18 protein-coding genes are annotated in these 20,607 nt (G+C 71.6%); 2 read left to right on the top strand and 16 right to left on the bottom strand.

The features are described 5' to 3' along the window. Nucleotides 1–37 precede the first annotated feature (37 nt). The 12 genes from ABD191_RS18505 to ABD191_RS18450 all read right to left on the bottom strand — a co-directional run bounded on the left by ABD191_RS18505 (nt 38) and on the right by ABD191_RS18450 (nt 11,809). Nucleotides 38–931, bottom strand: coding sequence for a universal stress protein (locus ABD191_RS18505; RefSeq protein WP_344083290.1), 894 nt, complete (start codon nt 929–931; stop codon nt 38–40). Between the two features lie 61 nt (nt 932–992). After that, nucleotides 993–2,060 carry a hydrogenase expression/formation protein HypE gene (gene hypE, locus ABD191_RS18500; protein WP_344083288.1) on the bottom strand — a complete coding sequence of 356 codons (1,068 nt, stop codon included), beginning with the start codon at nt 2,058–2,060 and terminating at the stop codon, nt 993–995. After that, nucleotides 2,057–3,163 carry a hydrogenase formation protein HypD gene (hypD, locus tag ABD191_RS18495; RefSeq protein ID WP_344083286.1) on the bottom strand — a complete coding sequence of 369 codons (1,107 nt, stop codon included), beginning with the start codon at nt 3,161–3,163 and terminating at the stop codon, nt 2,057–2,059. The genes hypE and hypD overlap by 4 nt, the downstream gene beginning before the upstream one ends. Further along, a complete protein-coding gene (locus ABD191_RS18490) occupies nt 3,160–3,438 on the bottom strand; it encodes a HypC/HybG/HupF family hydrogenase formation chaperone (RefSeq protein WP_344083284.1) in 279 nt (92 codons plus the stop codon). The genes hypD and ABD191_RS18490 overlap by 4 nt, the downstream gene beginning before the upstream one ends. A gap of 3 nt (nt 3,439–3,441) precedes the next feature. Beyond that, nucleotides 3,442–5,745 carry a carbamoyltransferase HypF gene (gene hypF, locus ABD191_RS18485; RefSeq protein WP_344083282.1) on the bottom strand — a complete coding sequence of 768 codons (2,304 nt, stop codon included), beginning with the start codon at nt 5,743–5,745 and terminating at the stop codon, nt 3,442–3,444. Further along, nucleotides 5,738–6,211 (bottom strand): hydrogenase maturation protease, encoded by a 474-nt coding sequence (locus ABD191_RS18480; protein ID WP_344083280.1) that lies wholly within the window; start codon nt 6,209–6,211, stop codon nt 5,738–5,740. Before ABD191_RS18480 ends, hypF begins: the two co-directional genes overlap by 8 nt. Continuing rightward, nucleotides 6,211–7,509, bottom strand: coding sequence for a Ni/Fe hydrogenase subunit alpha (locus ABD191_RS18475; RefSeq protein ID WP_344083278.1), 1,299 nt, complete (start codon nt 7,507–7,509; stop codon nt 6,211–6,213). Before ABD191_RS18475 ends, ABD191_RS18480 begins: the two co-directional genes overlap by 1 nt. Next, a complete protein-coding gene (locus tag ABD191_RS18470; protein ID WP_344083276.1) occupies nt 7,506–8,318 on the bottom strand; it encodes an NADH-quinone oxidoreductase subunit B family protein in 813 nt (270 codons plus the stop codon). Before ABD191_RS18470 ends, ABD191_RS18475 begins: the two co-directional genes overlap by 4 nt. Then, nucleotides 8,318–9,166 (bottom strand): FAD/NAD(P)-binding protein, encoded by an 849-nt coding sequence (locus tag ABD191_RS18465; protein ID WP_344083274.1) that lies wholly within the window; start codon nt 9,164–9,166, stop codon nt 8,318–8,320. Before ABD191_RS18465 ends, ABD191_RS18470 begins: the two co-directional genes overlap by 1 nt. Then, nucleotides 9,163–9,648, bottom strand: coding sequence for a Crp/Fnr family transcriptional regulator (locus ABD191_RS18460; protein ID WP_344083272.1), 486 nt, complete (start codon nt 9,646–9,648; stop codon nt 9,163–9,165). The genes ABD191_RS18465 and ABD191_RS18460 overlap by 4 nt, the downstream gene beginning before the upstream one ends. Continuing rightward, nucleotides 9,645–10,775, bottom strand: a complete 1,131-nt coding sequence (locus tag ABD191_RS18455) for a 4Fe-4S dicluster domain-containing protein (RefSeq protein WP_344083270.1) — start codon at nt 10,773–10,775, stop codon at nt 9,645–9,647. Before ABD191_RS18455 ends, ABD191_RS18460 begins: the two co-directional genes overlap by 4 nt. Next, nucleotides 10,772–11,809, bottom strand: coding sequence for an Acg family FMN-binding oxidoreductase (locus ABD191_RS18450; RefSeq protein ID WP_344083268.1), 1,038 nt, complete (start codon nt 11,807–11,809; stop codon nt 10,772–10,774). Before ABD191_RS18450 ends, ABD191_RS18455 begins: the two co-directional genes overlap by 4 nt. 344 nt (nt 11,810–12,153) lie before the next feature. On the opposite strand from ABD191_RS18450, the gene ABD191_RS18445 reads away from it, so the two are divergent. Then, nucleotides 12,154–13,017 (top strand): universal stress protein, encoded by an 864-nt coding sequence (locus tag ABD191_RS18445; RefSeq protein WP_344083266.1) that lies wholly within the window; start codon nt 12,154–12,156, stop codon nt 13,015–13,017. A gap of 60 nt (nt 13,018–13,077) precedes the next feature. Here ABD191_RS18445 and ABD191_RS18440 read toward each other — a convergent pair whose 3' ends face one another. Continuing rightward, a complete protein-coding gene (locus tag ABD191_RS18440) occupies nt 13,078–13,521 on the bottom strand; it encodes a universal stress protein (protein WP_344083264.1) in 444 nt (147 codons plus the stop codon). Nucleotides 13,522–13,669: 148 nt separating this feature from the next. Here ABD191_RS18440 and ABD191_RS18435 point away from each other — a divergent pair, with 148 nt between their 5' ends. Then, a complete protein-coding gene (locus ABD191_RS18435; RefSeq protein WP_344083262.1) occupies nt 13,670–14,023 on the top strand; it encodes a DUF5335 family protein in 354 nt (117 codons plus the stop codon). A gap of 69 nt (nt 14,024–14,092) precedes the next feature. On the opposite strand, the gene ABD191_RS18430 is transcribed toward ABD191_RS18435, so the two are convergent. From ABD191_RS18430 to ABD191_RS18420, 3 genes are all read right to left on the bottom strand, one after another. Next, complete coding sequence (locus tag ABD191_RS18430) at nt 14,093–16,915, bottom strand: glycosyl hydrolase family 95 catalytic domain-containing protein (RefSeq protein WP_344083260.1); 2,823 nt, start codon at nt 16,913–16,915, stop codon at nt 14,093–14,095. Between the two features lie 146 nt (nt 16,916–17,061). After that, nucleotides 17,062–18,501, bottom strand: a complete 1,440-nt coding sequence (locus ABD191_RS18425; RefSeq protein ID WP_344083258.1) for a glycoside hydrolase family 10 protein — start codon at nt 18,499–18,501, stop codon at nt 17,062–17,064. 520 nt (nt 18,502–19,021) lie between these two features. Next, complete coding sequence (locus ABD191_RS18420; protein WP_344083256.1) at nt 19,022–20,578, bottom strand: MFS transporter; 1,557 nt, start codon at nt 20,576–20,578, stop codon at nt 19,022–19,024. Between the last annotated feature and the right edge of the window lie 29 nt (nt 20,579–20,607).

The following is a 20,607-nucleotide window of genomic DNA, read 5'->3' as shown; positions in this document are numbered from 1 at the left end:
CCCGGGGCCGGCCGCCAAAGCACCCGGACCGTGGGACCTACGGCGCGCGGTGGCTGCGGACGATCGCCACGGGGCAGCCGGCGTGGTGGACCAGCGCCTGGCTGACCGAGCCCAACAACAGCCCGGCGAACCCGCCCCGGCCGCGGGAGCCGACCACGACAAGGCACGCGTGCGCGCTCGCCTCGACCAACGCGGCCTCCGGGTCCGACCCGTGGCTGAGCCGGACCTGAACGTCAACATCGGGAAACGTCGCCGACCAGCCGGCGACCACCTCGGCCACGACGCGACCGGCCTCCTCCTCAAGGCTGGCCAGGTCCACCGGCCGGCCGCCGGCCGGGGCGATCCCCTCGCCGCCGGGCAGCCACCAGACGTGCCGGACGACCAGCGCGACATCGCGCGAGTCCGCCTCGGCGTACGCGTACCCGACCGCCGCCTCGCTGCCCGGCGAGCCGTCCACGCCGACGACGACGGGCAGGCCGGGCGACGGCCCCTGACCCGGCTCAGCGGGTCGGGCCACGATCACCGGCCCGTGGGCGTGCTCGCACAGTTGGGCGCTGACCGAGCCGAGCAACAGCTCGGTGAAGCCACCGCGGCCTCGGCAGCCGACCACCACCGTCCAGGCGGTACGACTGGCCTCGGCCAGCGTGGCGGCCGCGTTGCCGACAGCGACGGCTGAGCTGATCTCCACCGACGGATGGCGCCGGCACAGCTCGACGGCCTGGTCGGCGAGCATCACCTCGCGCGCGGCCTGCAGCCGTTCGATATCGACCGCGAACGGCAGGGGGCCGGTCAGCACGGTCAGCTCCAGCACGTGCAGGAGCAACAGCGGCCGCCCGTGCCGGGCGGCCAGGTCCGCGGCAAGCTCGACGGCGGCGTCGCTCGCTGTTCCGACGTCCACCCCAACCACGACTCCCGAGAGCGCCTTGGACATCGCGGTGCTCCTTCCCTGACTTCGGAGGTGCTGTTCACCGTGGCCCCAACCGGTCAGCGGGTCAGCAGATGCGGGGCAGCTGCTCGCCCACCAGCATGTCCAGGACGCGACGGGAGCCGACCGCCGTGCGGACGGTGACCCGGCCCGGTTCGCCGCCGCCGCCGGCGACCGTGCCGATCCGCACCGCGTCGGCGCCCTCGGGCAGGCCCCGCATGGCGGCGAGCACCGCCTCGGCCTGTTGTGGGGCGACGAAGGCGACCAGGCAACCTTCGTTGGCGACGTGGGCGGGGTCCAGGCCGAGGATCTCGCACGCCGCCGCCACGGGCGGGGGCACCGGCAGCTTGGATTCGTCGATTTCCACAGGTACGCCCGAGGCGGCGGCGATCTCGTTGAGTGCGGAGGCGAGCCCACCCCGCGTGGGATCGCGTAGCGCGTGTACCCCGGCCCCGCCAGCGGCGATCATCGCGGCGACGAGCCGGTGCAGCGGGCGGGTGTCAGAGGTGATGTCGGAGTCGAAGCCCAGGCCCTCACGCACGCTGAGTATGGCGGTGCCGTGGCGGCCGATCGGACCGGACAGCAGCACCGCGTCGCCGGGCTCGACGGCCGCGGCTGACGGAGCCGCTCCGGGCAGCCTCTGCCCGATCCCCGTGGATACCAGGTAGAGCCCGTCGGCGGCGCCGCGCCCGACGACCTTGGTGTCGCCAGACACGACCGCGACACCGGCGGCGCGGGCCGCGTCGCCTGCCGAGGCGGCGACGCGCCGCAGATCAGCCAGCGGGAAACCCTCCTCCACGACGTACGCCAGCGCGAGCGCGACCGGTGTGGCGGCGCGCATGGCCAGGTCGTTGACGGTGCCATGCACCGCGAGACGCCCGATGTCGCCGCCGGGGAAGAACAGCGGGCTGACCACGAACGCGTCCGTGCTGACCACGATGTCCACGCCGGCCACCGGTACGACGGCCGCGTCCTCCAGCGGCCCGGACGGGGCAGCCGTGCCCAGAGCGGGCAGGAGCACGCCGGTCACCAGGGCGGCGGAGAGCTGCCCGCCCGAGCCGTGGCCCAGTAGGACCCGATCGGTCTCCTGAAACGGAACGGGACACGCGGCCAGAGCCGGATCCACGGTGATCATGCGGCACGCCCCGCGACCGTGGTACGGCCGGCGTTGTAGTACGCCGCACAGGTGCCTTCGCTGGACACCATCGGCGCGCCCAGGGGCGTGCGCGGGGTGCAACGCGTGCCGTACGCGGCACAGTCCGTCGGGATCCTGGCGCCGGTCAGAATCTCGCCGGCGACACAGTCCGGGTGCTCCTCCGCACGCACCGCCGCGATATCGAAGCGGCGCACCGCGTCGAAGGCGGCGTACTCGTCGGCGAGGGTGAGGCCGCTCGCGCGGATCGGCCCGATGCCCCGCCAGGTCCGGTCGGTGACCCGGAACACCGCGCGTACGGCGTCCTGCGCGGCGGTGTTGCCGGTGCGGCGCACCGCGCGGGCGTACTGGTTTTCCACCCCATGACGTCCGGACTCGAGCTGGCGTACCGCCAGGAGGATGCCCTCCAGCAGGTCCAACGGTTCGAACCCGGTGACCACGATGGGCACCCGGTACCGGGCGGCGATCGGCTCGTACGCGGAGAAGCCCATCACCGCGCAGACGTGGCCGGCGGCGAGGAACCCCTGCACCTGGCAGTCCGGAGCGTCGAGGATCGCGGTCATGGCCGGCGGCACGAGGACGTGGCTGACCAGCAGGCTGAAATTGGACAGGTCCAGCGCGGCGGCACGCAGCACCGCCATCGCGTTGGCCGGAGCCGTGGTCTCGAAGCCGACCGCGAGGAAGACGACGTGCCGGTCCGGACAGGTCTGGGCCAGTTTGACGGCGTCCATCGGGGAGTAGACAACCCGCACGTCGGCGCCGCGGGCTTTCAAGGCGAGCAGGTCGGTGTGCGAGCCGGGCACGCGCAGCATATCGCCGAAGCTGGCCAGGACCGTGTCCGGCCGCGCCGCGATCGCCATGGCCCGGTCGAGGGTCTCCAGCGGTGTCACGCACACCGGGCAGCCCGGTCCGTGGATCATGCGGATCCCGGCGGGCAGCAGTTCGTCGATGCCCTGCCGCACGATCGTGTGGGTCTGCCCACCGCACACCTCCATGAGCGACCACGGCCGGGTCGCGGTCGCGCGCAGTTCCTCCAGCAGCGCCCGGGCCAGCGCCGGGTCGCGGTACTCGTCGAGGTACCTCATGCCGGTTCTCCCTCCGGAGTGGGCAACGGCTCGCCGAGCTCGGCGGCGACCGCGTCTCCCATCGCGCGCAGCACGGCCAGGGTCCGCTCGGCCTCCGCCCGGTCGACCACGCTGATCGCGAACCCGACGTGCACGATCACGTACTCGCCGACCGTAACCCCGGGTGCGTAGGCCAGGCAGACGTCTTTGCGTACGCCGCCGAAGTCGACCGTGCCCATGGCGACCCCATCGATCTCGCGGACGTCGAGGACCTCACCGGGAATGCCCAGACACACCGTTCACTCCTCTCCCGCCTGGCGGGCCGCCGCGACGGCGGCCTGCCCGTAGCTGATGCCGCCGTCGCCCGCGGGCACGGCGTGGTTGAGGTACGCCACCAGTCCGGCGTCGGCCAGCGCCCCGGTGAGTCCGGCGGCGAGGATCTGGTTCGCCAGGCACCCGCCGGACAGGCACACCCGGGCCACTTTGGTGCGCTCGGCCGCACGGACGCACAGCTCGACGGTGACCTCGACGATCGTGCGGTGGAACGCGGCGGCCAGGTCGGCGACCGGCACCCGCCCGGTGGCGCCCAACACCGCGGACACGGTGGGCGACCAGTCATAGATCCACAGTCCGTCCGCAGTGGCGATCCGCCACGGCAGCGCCGACGCGGCCGTGCCGCACGTCGCGGCGGCCGACTCGAGCATGACGGCGGCCTCGCCCTCGTACCCGGCGTGATCACAGATGCCGAGCAGGCTGGACACCGCGTCGAACAGGCGCCCGGCACTGGACGCGACCGGGCAGTTCACGCCGCGCGCCACCATGCGCCGCACGACGGCGACCTCGGCGGGGTCCAGCCGGTCGACGAACGGCGCCGTCAACGCGTCGACGGGGAACTCCCCGCCGGCAAGATAGCCGAGGGCCATCCGGGCGGGCCGGCGCACGGCCGCCGCGCCGCCAGGCAGCGGTGCCCGCCCGAAACGCGCCAGCCGCCGATACCCGGTGTACGTGGCCAGCAACAGCTCCCCGCCCCACAAGGTGCCGTCATCGCCGAGGCCCAACCCGTCATAGGCCACGCCCAGGAAGGGCCCGTCGAGGCCATGTTCGGCGGCGCAGGAGACGACGTGGGCGTGGTGATGCTGCACCGGCATCCGCTCGCTCACGGTCCAGCGGGCGGCGTACCGGGTGGACAGGTAGCCCGGATGAAGGTCGTGCGCGACAACCCGCGGGACAAGGTCGTGCAGCCGGCACAGCGCGGTGAGGCTGTCGGTGAACGCGGCCAGGGCGTCGGCGTCGTCGAGGCTGCCGCCGTGCGGACCGACGAGCGCTCCGCGACCCGACGCGAGGGTGAAGGTGTGCTTGAGCTGAGCGCCGACCGCGACGATGGTCGAGCGGGCAGGTACGGGCAGGTCCAGCGGCTGCGGGGCGTACCCGCGGGCCCGGCGGACCAGCGTGGGCGCCCCGGCGACGGTACGGGCGACGGAGTCGTCGTAGCGGGCGCGGATGGGCCGGTCGTGCCCAAGGAGCCCGTCCGCCACCCCGGTGAGGCGGGCGGCCGCGTCGGCGTCGTCGGTCACGATCGGCTCGTCGGCACGGTTGCCGCTGGTCGCCACGACGGGCCCGCCGACGGCCCGTAGCAGCAGGTGGTGCAGGGCCGTGGTGGGTAGGAACAGGCCCAGCTGCGCAGTGCCGGGGTGCACGCCGCCGGCCAGGCCGTTGCCGGGCCGGGCGGGCACGAGCACCACCGGCCGGGCGGTGCCGGTGAGCAGGTCCTCGTCGGCCGGTGTCAGCCGAGCGAGCACTCGGGCGGCGGCGAGGTCGGCCACCATGACGGCGAACGGCTTGCGGGCCCGGTGCTTGCGCTCCCGCAACCGGTCCACCACCTCGGTCGCCAAGGCGTCGCAGACCAGCTGGTATCCGCCGAGGCCCTTGACGGCGACGATGCCGCCTCCGGCGATGGTGGCCACGGCGGCGGCCAACGCGGCCTCGCCCCCGCGCCCGTCGGTGGACCACGACAGCCGGGGGCCGCAGTCCGCGCAGGCGACCGTCTCGGCGTGGAACCGACGGTCGGCTGGGTCCGCGTACTCGGCCGCGCAGGCACCGCACAGCGCAAAGCCGGCCATCGCCGTGCGGGCGCGGTCGTACGGCAGGGCGTCGACGATGGTGGCGCGCGGCCCGCAGTTGGTGCAGGTGATGAACGGGTACCGGTAGCGCCGGTCGCCCGGGTCGAACAGCTCACGCAGGCAGTCCTCGCAGGTGGCGATGTCCGGCGGCAGGCAGCCGAGCCCGCCGCTGCCGCCCGGCCCGGGCGCGGGGGGTGGGCCGCTGTCGAGGACCACGAACGCCGAGGGCGGCTGCTGCCCGGCCGGTGTGGCCGCCACGGTCAGCTCCCGGACGTCGGCGAGCGCGGGCGCCTGCCCGCGCAGAGCGGTGGTCAGGGCCCGCAACGCCCCGACCGGTCCGACCGCGCGGAGCAGCACGTCGCCGCCGGTGTTGCGGACCCAGCCGCGCACGCCGAGTTCCTTGGCGACCCGGTACACGAACGGGCGGTACCCGACGCCCTGCACGGTGCCCCGCACGGTGATCGACCAGTCCTCGTCAACCATGGCCGCTCAGCACCTCACGCACCCGCCGAGCCGTGGGCACGAGGCAGTCCGCGACCGCGGGGTCCAGTCCGGCGCCGAACCCGAAGTCCGCGCCGGTGACGGCCAGCACGACCAGCTCACGCGGCAGCCGGTTCAGGGTGCCGGCCAGCGCGACAGTCTCCCCGAACCCGACGTGGTGGGAGCTGACCGCCGGCGCGTCGGTGCCCGTGGCCTCCGTAATGTTCAGCTCGTAGCGGCGCCCGGGCGGGTCGGTGGGCGAGCGCATCGCGTTGACGACTACCGCGAGATCGGCGCCGGCCCACAGGTCGATCAGCCGGGTCGGTTCGCCGTCGGTCACCGCGAGCATCACCCCGGCAAGCTCGGGCGGGACGGGCGTCAGCGAGCGCAGCAGGTCGACCACGGCCGGGCCGACGCCGTCGTCGCGACGCAGGTCGTTGCCGACCCCGATGATCACCCGTCCGCCCATCACAGCCGCTCCACGGTCAGGTCCAGGAAGTGGGTGGCGCACGAGATGCACGGGTCGTAGTTGCGGATCGCCTGCTCACACGCGTGGGTGAGCCGATGGTCGTCGAGGTCGAGCCGGTCGGCGACGAACCGGCGCAGGTCGTCCTCGATGCTCGCCTGGTTCTGGGCGGTGGGCGGGACGATGCGCGCGGACACGATCAGGCCGTCGGCGTCGAGGGCGTACCGGTGAAAGAGCGTCCCCCGGGGCGCCTCGGTGGCGCCGCGGCCGATCCCCGCACGGGGCGACACCTCGACGTACGGGCGGGGCGGGGGCTCATAGGCCTCGATGAGCCGCAGCGCCTCCTCAACGGCGTAGACGACCTCCACGCTGCGGACCAGGACGCTGCGGTACGGGTTGTCGCAGCGCTCGCCCAGCCCGATGGCGGCCGCGACCTCCAGCGCCAACGGCGACAGCAGGTGGCGGTTGAGGGTGTACCGGGCGGCCGGACCGGTGAGGTAGTGCCCCCGCCCCGCCAGCCGGGCGTGCAACGCCGTCGAGTACGGCGCCTGCTCCTCGACCACGTGCTTCTCGAAGTCGCCCACCTCGAAGGCGAGCCCGCCTGTCGTGACGACCGTGCCGTTCTCGATCGCGTACCGGTCGGGATCGGTCAGCGCGAGCATCTCATGCTCATGGTGGAACTCGGGAAACTCGAAAGAGGCGACCCAGCGGGCGGTGTCCAGCGCGCGGTCCAGCGCCGCGCGCAGCGGGTCGACCAGCGTGGACAGTTCGGCGCGGGTCGGCGCCCGGTAGAAGCCGCCGACCCGGACGTTGACGGGGTGGATGGCCCGGCCGCCGATCAGCTCCATCACGTCGTTGCCCGCCTTCTTCAAGGCCAGCCCGCGCGCCACGACCTCCGGGTGTCGTTGCGCCAGCTCGACCGCGCCGGGGTAGCCGAGGAAGTCCGGGGCGTGCAGCAGGTAGATGTGCAGCGCGTGGCTCTCGATCCACTCGCCGCAGTACAGGAGCCGGCGCAGGTCCGCGATCGGCCCGTCCACCGTTACGCCGCAGGCGTCCTCGACCGCGTGGCAGGCGCTCATCTGGTATGCCACCGGGCAGATCCCGCAGATGCGGGCCGTGATGTCGGGCGGCTCGGTGTAGGCCCGCCCCCGCAGGAACGCCTCGAAGAACCGCGGCGGCTCGTAGATCTCCAACCGCACGCTCTCGACGCGGCCGTCACGCACCCGCACATGCATGGCGCCCTCCCCTTCCACCCGGGCGAGGGAACGCACGTCGAGCGTTCGGTCGGACCGGTGGCTCATCGCGGCACCGCCACGTCCGCCGGGCCGGCACCCGGCGGCGGCCCGACCGTCACCGACGACAGCGCGATGAACGCGGGCGCGCCCGCGTTGAATGTCCGGTACGCCCGGCCGATATCGTCCCCGTTCATCCCGGTGGCGTTTAGCAGGCCGGCCTGAGCGGGGCCGTTGGGGGTCTCCATCGGCCCGAAGCAGCCGTAGCAGCCGCGGTCGTGACTGGGACACAGCGCTCCGCAGCCCGCCTGGGTCACCGGGCCCAGGCATGGCGTGCCGTGCGCGACCACCACGCACACGTTGCCCCGCTGCTTGCACTCGAAGCACACGCTGTGCGTCGGCACGTTCGGCCGCCGCCCGGCCAGCAGCGCGGTGATCACCTCCAGCAGCTGGCGCCGGTCGATCGGGCACCCGCGCAGCTCCACGTCGACCGGCACGTGGGCCGCGATGGGCGTCGAGGTCGCCAGCGTGTCGATGAAGTCGGGCCGGGCGTAGACCACTGACCGGAACTCGTCGACGTCGGCGAAGTTGCGCAGCGCCTGCACGCCACCCGCGGTCGCGCACGCGCCGATCGTGACGAGGACCTTCGACACCCGGCGTACGTGCTGGATGCGCCGCGCGTCCTCCGCCGTGGTGACCGACCCCTCCACCAGCGACACGTCGTACGGCCCGGGCAGGCTGTCGGACGTGGCCTCGCGGAAGTGCGCGATGCGTACCCGGCCGGCCAGCGCGAGCAGCTCGTCCTCGCAGTCGAGCAGGGTCAGCTGACAGCCGTCGCAGGAGGCGAACTTCCACACCGCCAGGGTCGGCGCGTCCATCACAGCTCCCGCACCCGCAGCAGCGGCCCGGCCACGTCGTAGCCGACCACCGGCCCGTCGCGGCACAGCAACAAGGGTCCCAGCTGACAGTGCCCACACCAACCGGCGCCGCAACGCATGTTGCGCTCCAACGACAGCCGCACCCGTCCGGCCGGCACGCCGAGTTCCACCAGCGCGTCGGCCACGTGCCGCATCATGATCTCCGGGCCGCAGACGAACGCCGTGGTCCTGTCGGGCCGCAGGTCGGCCGGCCGCAGCAGGGTGGTCACCAGGCCCACGTGGCCACGCCAGTGCGGCGCCGGCCGGTCCACGGTCACGTCGACCTCGACGCCGCTGGCCCGCCACCGCGCCATCTCGTCGGCGAAGAGGACGTCGTCCGGCGTTCGGGCGCCCACGAGCAGGACGATGCGGCCGTAGCGGCCGCGCTCGGCGACCGCGTCCCGAAGAAGCGGACGCATGGGTGCCAGCCCGATGCCGCCAGCGACCACGACGGCGTCGCCGCCGGCCGCCGAACCGACGTCCCAACCGGTGCCGAACGGCCCTCGCACGCCGACCAGTTCGCCGGCTGACGCGCCGTGCAGGGCCCGGGTGACCGCCCCGACGGCCCGTACGGTGTGGGCCAACCGACCGTGGCCGCCGCCGCTGAGCGACAGCGGCACCTCGCCGACCCCGAAGGCGGTCACCATAGTGAACTGGCCGGGCACGAACGCCGGTGCCGGCCCGCCGGCCGGGATGATCTCGATGGTCGCGGTGTCGCCGGTGTGCGGCAGGCGGGAGACCACCCGGTACGGTCGCGGCAGCGCCGCGTCGGCCGGCCCGCCGGGCGCCAGGGCGACGGCGGTGGTCATGGCCATGCTCCGGCGGCCGGGCCAGGCAACGCGTACAGGTCCAGCAGCCTGAGTCTGGTGGTCTGCATCCGCTCCAGGATCACGGGGACGAAGCAGCGCAACACCGCGTAGCCGAAGCCCGGATCGGCGTCACAGCGGACCCGTACGGCCGCCGCGTCGAACGCGAGGGCCTCCACGGGCTCCCACGCCCGCGCGCCGAAGGCCCACCGGTACGGGGCCACCAGCCATGACCAGCCCAGTACGGTCCCGGCCGGCAGCGTCTCCACGACCAGCGGGGTCCGACCCGGCTCGCGCATGTCCAACGCCACGACGCCCTTCTCGATCAGCCAGAAGCGGTCCGCCGAGCCGCCCTCGGTGAAGATCCGTTCGTGCGCGGCGAAATGCGCGGGCGCCGCGTACTCGGCAAGCTCCGCCCGGTGCGCGGGCGCCAGCCCGGCGAGGAACGGATGCCGGGCGACCCGCGCCCCCACGCCAATCGTCATCCCGCGTCCACCGGATGCAGGGCGGCGAGCGCCGCCGCCTCCTGGGTGATGTCGATGCCGACCGGGCACCACACGATGCACCGGCCGCAGCCCACACAGCCGGAGGAGCCGAACTGGTCGTACCAGGTGCCCAGTTTGTGGCTGATCCACTGCCGGTACCGGCTCTGGCCGCTGGTCCGCACCCCGCCACCGTGCAGATTCGTGAAGTCCAGCGCGAAGCACGAGTCCCATACCCGCCACCGCTCCGCGTGATCACCGGCAAGGTCGGTGACGTCCTCGGTCGTGACGCAGAAGCACGTCGGGCACACCATCGTGCAGTTACCGCACGTCAGACAGCGAGCGGCGACATCGTCCCAGTGTGACGACTCCCTGCTGTCGATCATCAGCTGGCGCAGGTCCGTGTCCGGCATGGCACGCCCCATCCGGCCCGCAGCGTCGGTCACCGCGTCCGCCGCCCGCCCCCGGGTCGCGTCGTCGGCTGGGGCGCCCGGCAGTTGCGCCAGGATCTCCGCGCCGGCCGGGGTACCCGCTCTGACCACGAACCGGTGTTCCTCGGCGTCGACCAGCTCGGTCAGCGCCAGATCGAACCCGGCGCCGGCCCCGGGACCACAACCCATGGAGGCACAGAAGCACGTGGCGCCCGGTTCGGTGCATTCCACCGCGATGACGAACGCGCCGTCTCGGCGGCGGTCGTAGGCGGGATCGCGGTGCGCTCCGCCGACCAGGACGCGGTCCAGCGTACCGATCGCCGCCAGGTCGCACGGGCGCACGCCGAGCAGCGCGTAGCGCGGCCGCTCGCCCGTCTCGCCCGCGGTCACCTGGCCGGTCGCCCGGTCCGCCGACCACATTCGCGCCCGGGCCGGGTGAAGCACACTCTTCCACGACTGCGGACCGGCCGAGTGCGCGAAGACCGCCCGATCGGCCCGCTCGCGCAGCCGGTAGTGGCCCGCCTCGGTGTCCACGCCCCAGCCGTATGGCAGCGCCGCCGCGGAGTCGAGCTCGGCGAGCACGATCGCGCCGTCGCGTACGGTCGGACCGACCACCGTGAACCCCTCGGCCTGAAGGACGTCCACGAGACGGTCGAGGACAGACACGTCGATCACGGTGGCCGCAGGCTCGACCGTCACGGCCCGCACCCCCTCCGCCGATCGCCTGGATCATCCGCGCACGGCGGTAGCTCCTCCAGGACGTCCCGAAGGGCCCGTCGCGAGCTCGCCGGTGCCGGCGAAGGGTGGCCCTGCAGTCCGGTGCGCAGGACCAGTTGCGGGAAGTGGGGTTGGTCGAGCAGACCACTGAGCACGACCCGGGCCTCAGGAACCTCGATGACCTCGCTGATGGCCGACATGGCGAGCCCTCCCACGGTCGCGGTCAGCCACACCGCGCTGGCGGCCTCGCCCGCGCGTAGCCAGTCGAGGGCGGTGTCATCGCGGGTGGCCAGGATGAGGTATTCGGCGTAGTCGTCGTCACCGAATCCGGAGTGCAGGCCGGTCTCCCCGCCCCCGGACAGGTCGCGCAGCGGGACCGGTCGTTGCACGGGGGCGACCATGCTCGCGGCGTCGACCCCGCTGCCCGCCGATCGGTGCCGCGTCCAGTTGGCGATCTCCCGGGCGTACGCGCCGTTCGCGTCCTGGATGCGCTGGGCCCGGTCGGCCGCGACGGCCGCGAGATGCCGCTGGCCGGGAGTGACCCGATGCAGTGTCACCCCTTCGCCGGTGGCGGCCGCGGACAGCGGGGCCAGCTGCTCCTCGCCGAGGTAGCGGGCGTGGGCGATCAGGCGCCGGTCGGTGCGGCGTTGCTGGATCGCGTGGGCCATCGCGATCTCTCGTTGGTCCGTGTACGTACCGGGCGCGACGGTCAGCCGCGCCAGGAGGTCCATGGCCGCCGGATCGGGAAAGCGCTCGGCGAGCGCCCGCCGGCGGGCCGCGGCGAGCGACACGCGGGCGTGATGCAGGGCCGCCCCGCAGCTGAGGACGGCAAGCCGGCCGTCCGGGTCCAGAACATGCAGCTGGCGGGACGGGTCCCGGTACAGCTCCAGAGTCGATCCGCTCAACCGCCACCGCCAGGGCTGGGTGTTGAGCACTGACGGCGCGCGCAGCGCGGCCGCCACAGCGCCTCGCAAGAGCACGGCTACCTCGGCCGCGTACGGGCTGCGGTCCGCCATGATCCGAGCGTATTCCCGGGGCTGACGCTCCGCTGGCGAAAGCTGGCCTCGCAGCAGCGTCCGGCCATGCCGGACCGCCCGCCCGCAGGTGAGCCGCCGACCGCGGCACCGGCGGGTCAGCCGCGAGACTTTATGCCCTTTTGACCAGATTAATCAGATAAGATCAACGGATACCGAACCACCGCCGCCCGGCGATGACACCTACCACCACCAGGAACTACGGGACCAAAGACCCGCCAGAAGCTGCCGACAGGTAGATCCGCAACGCTCCGCTGGCGGCCATGCTGGAGGGACAAGAAAGTTCCGGACGGGCACGTGAGGTTGTCCCAGGGAGGGTGACAAACATGGCAGCTCCAACTTCCAGTCGCGTGATCCTGGGATTCGATGGGTCCCTCGCGGCGACGGCGGCGATCGATGTCGGAGCCACCCTGTTCCCGGGAGCGCAGGCGTGGATCGCACACCTGTGGACCCCACCGTTCGCCAGCGAAGGCATGCGCCGGCGACTGTGGCGGGGCACCGCCCACGTCAACGAGTTCGTCGAGGCTATCGAGCGTGAGGGACAGTGGGAGGCCGATCGGGTCGCGGCGGTCGGCACCGCGCTGGCCCGCGCCGCCGGGTGGCACGCGCAACCGCTGGTGGAACGCAGCTACGGCGGCGAAGGACTCGACCTGGCCCAACTTGCGACGAAACTTGAGCCGGACGTGCTGCTGGTCGGCTCCCGCGGACTGAGCGGTGCCCGCGCGGTCCTCGGCAGCGTGTCCGACATGGCGGTCCACTACTCACCCAAACCCGTGGTGGTCTCGCCGTATCCGTTGCTGATGGAGGAACACGCCGCGCTGTCCAAGGGTCCGGTCGTGATCGGCTGGGACGGCTCGGCCGGCGCGCGCAACGCGCTCGCGGCGGCAGAGCGGCTGTTCCCCTCCCGCGAACTGCTTGTCGTGTCGGTCGGCGGCGGCCGGGCGGAGGAACCCGACCAGGGTCAACATGAGGTGCTCACGGTGGCGACCGACCGCGACCACGGCATGAGCGCCCGGTCGGTCGCCGAGGCGTTGGCCATGTGCGCCAACGAGCGCGGTGCCGCACTGATCGTGGTCGGCTCGCGTGGTCGCTCGGCGGTCCGGGAGATCCTGCTCGGCAGTGTGGCGATAGCCACCCTGCACCGGGCATTCCGCCCCGTCATGGTGGTGCCGCGACCCGAGTCCCGGTAGACCGTCACCCGGGCCGGCCGGCGTCAGAACGGCTCTGACGCGGCCGGCCCGGGTGCCGTGTCAACGATTCCCGCGGACCACCACGACCGGACAGTCCGCGTGGCTGATGCAGTGCTGGCTGACCGAACCCAACAACGCCCGGGCGAAGCCGCCGTACCCGTGACTGCCGACCACCAGCAGATCCGCGCCTTCGGCCTCGTCGATGAGCACGTCGGCGGGATGTCCCCGCAGCGCCCGCTGCGTGACCGCGACACCGGGGTACTCGGCGGAGTTGCCCTCCACAATCGCCGCCAACGCTTCCCGTGCGGCAGTGGCGATGTCCACGCCCTCTATCACCGTCGGGCCGTACCCCATGCTGGAGGGAATGTCCCAGGCGATGACCGCCTCCACCGCCGCGCCGGCCGCACGCGCGTACCCCAGCGCCCACCGCAGCGCTTGCACGGACGCCACGGAACCGTCCACGCCGACCACGATCCGCCGTGGCACGTCACCGTCGCTCGACATGTCGACCTCACCTGCTGTGGGCTGGTACCAATTACGGGCAATCCATTTCAAATACGGTTTATCTTAGATGTTGAGTGACCGCCTCCCGCTGGGATCGAGGTTGCCGCCTGCGATCAGCGAGGGGTGGCGGAGAAACCTGGAGGGGCAGATGCCGGAAACGGACACGGTCGACCGGGCGGACTGGGCGGCGGCCCTGGAGCAGGTGACCGCCCGTCACGCGGGAGACCTCGTCACCATCGAACTGCTGGACGAGACCTACGGCGACCTCAGTGAGGCTGAGCGGATACCGCTGTCGTCCGTCACCTACGACCCGCGCGACGACGTGGTCATCGTGGCCGTCGGCGGCAACTCCCCGCGGTATCCGGTGATGCTGCGGCACTTCGTTGCGCATCCCACCGATATCGATATCGACGAGACCGAGGCGGGCGGCGCCGGCGCGATGCGGGTCACCGCCGACAGCGACAGCACCATCGTGAGCTTCCACCCGGCCGACGCCCTCTGACGCCACGTGGAGGGCCGCTGACCGCGCTGTGGGCACCGGCGCGAACCGGCGCCCACAGGCGCACGCCGGTCAGGTGGTGGTGCAGGTGATGTTGGTCGGCGGGCCGTTCGTACCGGTCACGGTGGCGATGAAGCCGAAGGTGGTCGAGCCGCCGGCCGGAAGCACGCCGTTGTAGGGCGCGTTGGAGACGGTCACGTTCGACCCGCTCTGGGTGTGCGAGCCGTTCCACAACTGCGTGATGACCTGCCCGTTGGGGAACGTCCAGGAGACCCGCCAACCCTGGATCGGCGACGGACCGGCGGTCACCGTGACCGTCGCCTGGAAGCCACCGCCCCAGGAGTTGGTGACGGCGTACGTCGCCTGGGCCCCCGACGGCGCAGGGCCCGACGTCATCGGGGCCGACGACGAGGGCGCTCCCGCCGTGGCGGTGGCGGTGGCGGTGGCGGTCACGATGGGCGACTGGGTGACCCCGGGGCGTGCCGCGCGGTACGTGTGGCCCGCCCGCACGGCGAACGCGACGACGTCGGTCTCCGGCCGGGTGGTGGCGGGCGTACTGCCGTCGGCGACGTCGACGAGGGTGAAACCGCCCGTGAAGAGACGGGCCCGCAGCCGTACCGTACCGTCGCGGTCCGCCCGGACGCGCAGCTCGTCGGCCTGCCCGTTGGTCCACGCCATCGCCACGGTGTACCCGCCGCGACCACGCAGCCCGGCCACGTGTCCGGTGGGCCAGGCGGCCGGCAGGGCGGGCAGCAGGTGCAGTTCGCCGTTGTGGCTGTGCAGCAGCATCTCGGCGATGCCGGACGTGGCACCGAAGTTGCCGTCGATCTGGAAGGGCGGGTGCAGGTCGAACATGTTCGGCGCGAGCCGGTCGGTGCGCACCAGATCGGTGAGCAGCTTGTGGGCGCGCGCGCCGTCCTCCAGCCGCGCCCAGAAATTGATCTTCCAGGCGAGCGACCACCCGGTGCCGTCGTCGCCGCGCAGTTCGAGGGTCCGGCGGGCGGCCTCATGCAGCTGCGGCGTGCCCCGCTTGGTGATCTGGTTGCTGGGATGCAGCCCGTACAGGTGCGAGACGTGACGGTGGGTGCGCTCGGTCTCGATCCAGTCGGCGAGCCACTCCTGGATGTTGCCCCGGGAGCCGACCCGCATCGGCGCCAGCCGGTCCCTGGCGCTACGGACCTCGGTACGCAGCGTCGCGTCCACGCCGAGCACCTCGCTGGCCCGGGCGACCCCGTCGAAGAGGTCCCGCAGGATCTGATTGTCCATGGTGGGACCTGCGCACACGCTCACGTTCGCGTGGTGCGCGAGTTCCGGGGAGTTCGAGGGGTTGGTCACCAGGTACCCGAGGGTCGGATGGGCGACCAGGGTCGCCAGGAAGAACTGGGCGGCGCCCTTCATCGCCGGGTAGTTGGAGCGCAGGAACTCCACGTCGCCGGTGAACAGGTAGTGATCCCAGATGAGCGTCGACAGCCAGGCGCCGCCGGTCTGCCACATGCCCCACAGTGCGCCGTCGACGACGGACGCGCCCCGCCACCCGTCCGTGTTGTGGTGCGCGACCCACCCGCCGGCTCCGTACTGCGCCTGGGCCACCCGAGCCCCCGTGACCGTCAGGTCCTTGACCATGTCGAAGACCGGCAGGAAGCACTCGGAGAGGTTCGTGGTGTCGCTGGGCCAGTAGTTCATCGGCAGGTTGGCGTTGATGGTGTACTTCGAGTCCCAGGACGGGCTCATCGAGTCGTTCCAGATGCCCTGGAGGTTCGCCGGCTGGGTGCCCGGCCGCGACGAGGAGATCAGCAGGTAGCGCCCGAACTGGAACAGCAGCGCGGAGAACTGCGGGTCGTTCGTGTTCGCGTGCTGCGCGATCCGCACGTCGGTCGTCTGGTCGGCCGCCGCGGTGCGACCCAGGTCGATCGTCACCCGGTTGAACAGCGCCTGGTAGTCGGCGATGTGGCGGTTGCGCAGCTGGTCGAAGGAGTTGTTCCGGGCGGCGTTGAGGCGGGTACGCGCGATGCCCTGGTAGTCGCCGTTGACCGTACGGTAGTTGACGTAGCTGGAGCCGATCGAGACCAGGACGGTCACACTGGTGGCCCCGGACACCCGCAGCGCGCCACCCGAGCTGCTGACCGTGCCGCCGGTCGCGATGGCGGTGGCCAGGGCCAGGAACCGCACCGACCCGGCCACGCCCTCCATGCTGCCGGAGATGCCGTCGAGGGCGATGGTCGCGGCGTCCGGGCTCGACACCGTGGTCCGCTGAGGGCTGTCGAACGTGGCGGTGAAGGCGATCGAGCTGGCCCGGTCGGCGGTCAGGCGGATGACGATGACCTGGTCCGGCGCGCTCGCGAACACCTCGCGCTGATGGCGTACGCCGTTCAGCACGTACGTGGTGGTCGCGGTGGCGTTGGTGAGGTCCAACATCCGGCTGTACTCCGACGCGCCGCTGGCGGAACCGATGGCGAGCCGGAGGTTGCCGACCGGCTGGTAGGCCAGCTGCCCGCCGGGGGTGCCCATCATCGTCTGGTTGATCAGATCCTGTGCCGAACCCCACTGGTCGGCGAAGACCCGCCGCCGGATCTCGGCCAGGTTGGCCGCGCCCCGGGTGTTGGCGGAATCGTACGGGCCGCCCGCCCAGATGGTGTCCTCGTTGAGCTGCAGTCGCTCCGTGTCGACATTGCCGAACACCATGGCCCCGAGGCGCCCGTTGCCGATGGGCAGTGCCCGCAGCCAGTCGGTGCCGGCCGGCTCGTCGTACCAGAGGGCCAGATCGTTCGCGGCGAGGACCTGCGACGGCGCCATGGAACCAGCATGGGCCACGGCGACCCATCCCGCCGGCAGCAGTGCGGCGCCGGCCCCCGCCGCGCCCGCCTTGAGCAGGTTTCTCCGGGTCACTTCGGACATGGCAACTCTCCTGACGGCGCGGGTCGGGGACGGGCGCGGGCGGCGGGCCGGCAACGGTGTGGTCCGGTAGCGACTCTCCGAAGGTCGGGCCGGGGCGGTGGTCGCGTGCGGGGCGGGCCGGCGGCCCGCCCCGCACGTCGTCGTGCTCAGGCTGCGGTGCAGGCGGTTCCGTTGAGGGTGAACGAGGACGGTTTCGCCGTGTTGCCGGTGTGGGTGGCCTGGAAGCCGATGCTGACCGACCCGTTGGCGGGCAACGCCCCGTTGTAGTCCACGTTGCGGGCCGTGACCTGCCCACTCGTCGGGCTGTAGCTGGCGTTCCAGCCGGATGTGATCACCTGGCCGGACGGTAGGGTGAACACCAGGGACCACCCGTTGATCGCCGTACCGCTGGTGTTGGTGATGGTGATCTCGGTCGTCAGGCCGCTGTTCCAGGCGTTGACCCCGTACGCCACGCGGCAGGCGCCGCCCTGCGGGTTGGCCGAGGTGACCGGCGCCTGGCTGGTCGTCGCGGGCCGGGTCGTCACCGGGGCGGCGGTGGTCGGCGGGTTGCTCACCTGCGTACCGCCGGCGTTGAGGGCGTTCAGCGTCGAGGTGTAGGCGGCCTTCTTGTTGCCGCTCGCGTCGAACAGCAGCGGGTTCTGCCCCGTACGCCACGAGTCGCTGTCGCGGATGCCCCACACCGTGATCCCGGTGCACCGCGCCACCGCCAGGCAGGCGTTGACCACACTGGCGTACCCGCTGGCCTGGCTCGACCCGGAGATGTCCAGCTCCGTGATCTGCACATCCACACCCAGATCAGCGAAACGCTGGATGTTGGCCCGGTAATCCGACGGCGGACCGTTGGTCAGGTGCGACTGCAACCCGACACAGTCGATCGGCACACCCCGCGACTTGAAGTCACGCACCATGTTGTAAATCGCGGTCGACTTCGCGTTGATGCCGTCGGTGTTGTAGTCGTTGTAGCAGAGCTTGGCACCCGGATCGGCGGCCCGCGCGGCACGGAACGCCGCCTCGATCCAGTCATTACCCGTGCGCTGCAGGTTCGAGTCACGCCGCGCACCGCTGGTGCCGTCAGCGAACGCCTCGTTCACCACATCCCAAGAATGGATCTTGCCCCGGTAGTACGACGCCACCCGGGTCACATGGTTGATCGCCGCGTTACGCAAGGCGCTACCGGACATGTTCTGCGCCCACGACGGCTGCTGCTGGTGCCACAACAACGCATGCCCGCGGATCTTCATACCCCGGCTGATCGCGTGGTTGGCGATCCGGTCACCGTTGGAGAAGGTGAAGTTGCCCTGCGAGGGCTCGGTAGCGTCCCACTTCATCTCGTTCTCGGCCGTCACCGAGTTGAACTCCCGGTTGAGGATCGAGACATACGTGGAGTCCGACAGCCTGCCCGCTGCGATCGCCGCACCGAAGTAGCGACCCTTCTCAGCCGCCGACGCACCGAGCGTCGTGCCGGCGTTCGCCGGCGCGGTCAACACGACCGCTGTCGCGACCAGACCGGCCGCCGCCGCGACGACAAACGCCGAACGCGCGGCCAGCCGGCCCTTTCGCCTCGGCGTCGAGGATTCTGCGCTCATCCCTGTGCCTTTCACTGTCATCAATGGGTTTGGGGGGCAATCAGTGCCACGGCGCGAGCATCCGGGTCGGTGGGCACACCGCTTGCATCACGTATTGGACGCAAACGCTGACCACGCGCAATGGTCCAATTCCAACGCCTGTGACAAGCGGGTCCGGAAACGAATTCACACGGGTTCTGGCCGCCTATATGCACATGCTTGGAGACTGCCAGAAAGTCCATCCACCACTCAAGGCAGGCAGCACCGGCGGTCCGTCGAAAGACGGTCAGATGTCCTCGCGATCCAGAGCGTCATCTGCGGTTTTAGCAGCTCAGGCCAGGGACGGCCCTCGCTGGGCGCGGACCGCTCCCGGCAGCGAAAGTTTCGGTACCGGGTTGAGTGCGTCGATACGCCAGCTGCCCGATAACACTTTTTGCCCGGGTATTTTGAACAGCATTCTACAAATTTATCGACGGCAATTTACCAGATTCTGTTACGAGCGGCCGCTGGTTCGAATGACGTGACCGGCGCCGATTATTCTTTACGTCGCGGTACCTTCGACCGAGCGGTTGTCCACGCCGTGGACGGAGTGAACATCACCCTCTGCGCCAATCGCACGCTCGGAGGCACCCGCCCCGGGTCGGCCGGACCGCATCAGCGGAAGGGTCACCACGGCGGCCACGACGGAGGCTGCCGCCGCGATCGCGAAGAGGATCTCGAAGGCGGCGAAGGCCGGGTGCCGGGTGCCGTCAATGGTCACGACCAGGACGGTGGTCAGCGCGGCCACCGCGGCGCTGGCCATCGAGGAGCCGACCGAGCGCAACAGCGTGTTCAGGCCGTTGGCCGACGCCGTCTCGGTGTGCGGAACCGCGGCCATGATGAGGTTCGGCATCGCCGCGAACGTCATCGACACCCCGATACCGACCAGGACCGACCCGCAGACCACCTGCCAGAGCTCGGTGCTGAGGAACACCCGTCCCACGTACGTCACCGCCATGATCAGCGCACCGCCGAGCAGCGCGGCATGGTCACCGAACCGCCGGATGATCCGCGCGGCGACGGGGGCCCAGGCGCCGAAGACCAGCCCTGTCGGGGCCATCCAGAGCCCGGCCTGCAGGACGTCGAGACCGAGCCCGTACCCGGAGTCGCGGCTCTGCTGCAGCAGCTGCATGGTTCCCACCATGTTGGTGAACATCGCGAAGCCGCACAGCACGGAGGCGATGTTCACGAGCATGACGCCGGGACGCACGGCCACCACCACGTTCACCAGGGGCGTACGCGCGCGAAGCTCCACCATGACCAGCACCGCGAGCAGCGCCAGGCCGATGAGGGTCAGCGCCAGGGTGGGCGGCGACAACCAGCCCCATTGCGTTCCCTTCGACAAGGCGTACAGCAGCGCCGTCACCGCGGCCGACAGCAGCAGCGCCCCCATATAGTCGAAGGTCCCGCCGCTGCGTACCGGGGACTCCGGCACGATCCACCAGATCGCCAGGAGCGACGCGACGCCCGCGACGGCCGTGATCCAGAAGATCGACCGCCAGTCCAGGTGCGCCACGATGACGCCGGACAGCGGCAACGCGGCGCCCGCGCCGAGCGCCAGGGTCGCGCTCATCAGCGTCACACCGAGAGGTACCCGGTCGGCCGGCAACTCGTCCCGCATGATCGCGATGCCGATCGGCACCACGACGAAGCTCGCGCCCTGTAACGCCCGGGCGACGATCGCGGGCACCAGGTCATGACTCAGCCCGCCCAACACGCCGCCCACGACCATGAGGGCCAGCGCCACCATGATCATGCGCTTCTTGCCGAACATGTCGGCCAGCCGCGACAGGATGGGAATCGAGACCGCCCCGGACAGCAGCGTGGCGGTGACGATCCACGACGCGTTGTCGACGCTCGTGTGCAGCAGGGCGGGCAACCCGGGTAGCACCGGGAGCATCAGGGTCTGCTGGAGTGACACCACCGTGCCGCAGATCGACAGCGTCGCGATCAGCAGGAAGGGCCGCGGCCGCGCGAGAAGACCGGCCCGGGTGCGGCCAGGCGACGGCGAGGGATCCTGACAACCACCGGCCCGGCGCGCCGTCTCGAGCATGCCCATGAGCTCAGCCTGCCATTTAGCTGCTCTGA

This window comes from Luedemannella helvata, from assembly GCF_039528415.1.
Lineage (GTDB): Bacteria > Actinomycetota > Actinomycetes > Mycobacteriales > Micromonosporaceae > Luedemannella > Luedemannella helvata.
Note: the sequence above shows the minus strand (reverse complement) of the source record. Positions and strands in the feature narration are given on the sequence as shown.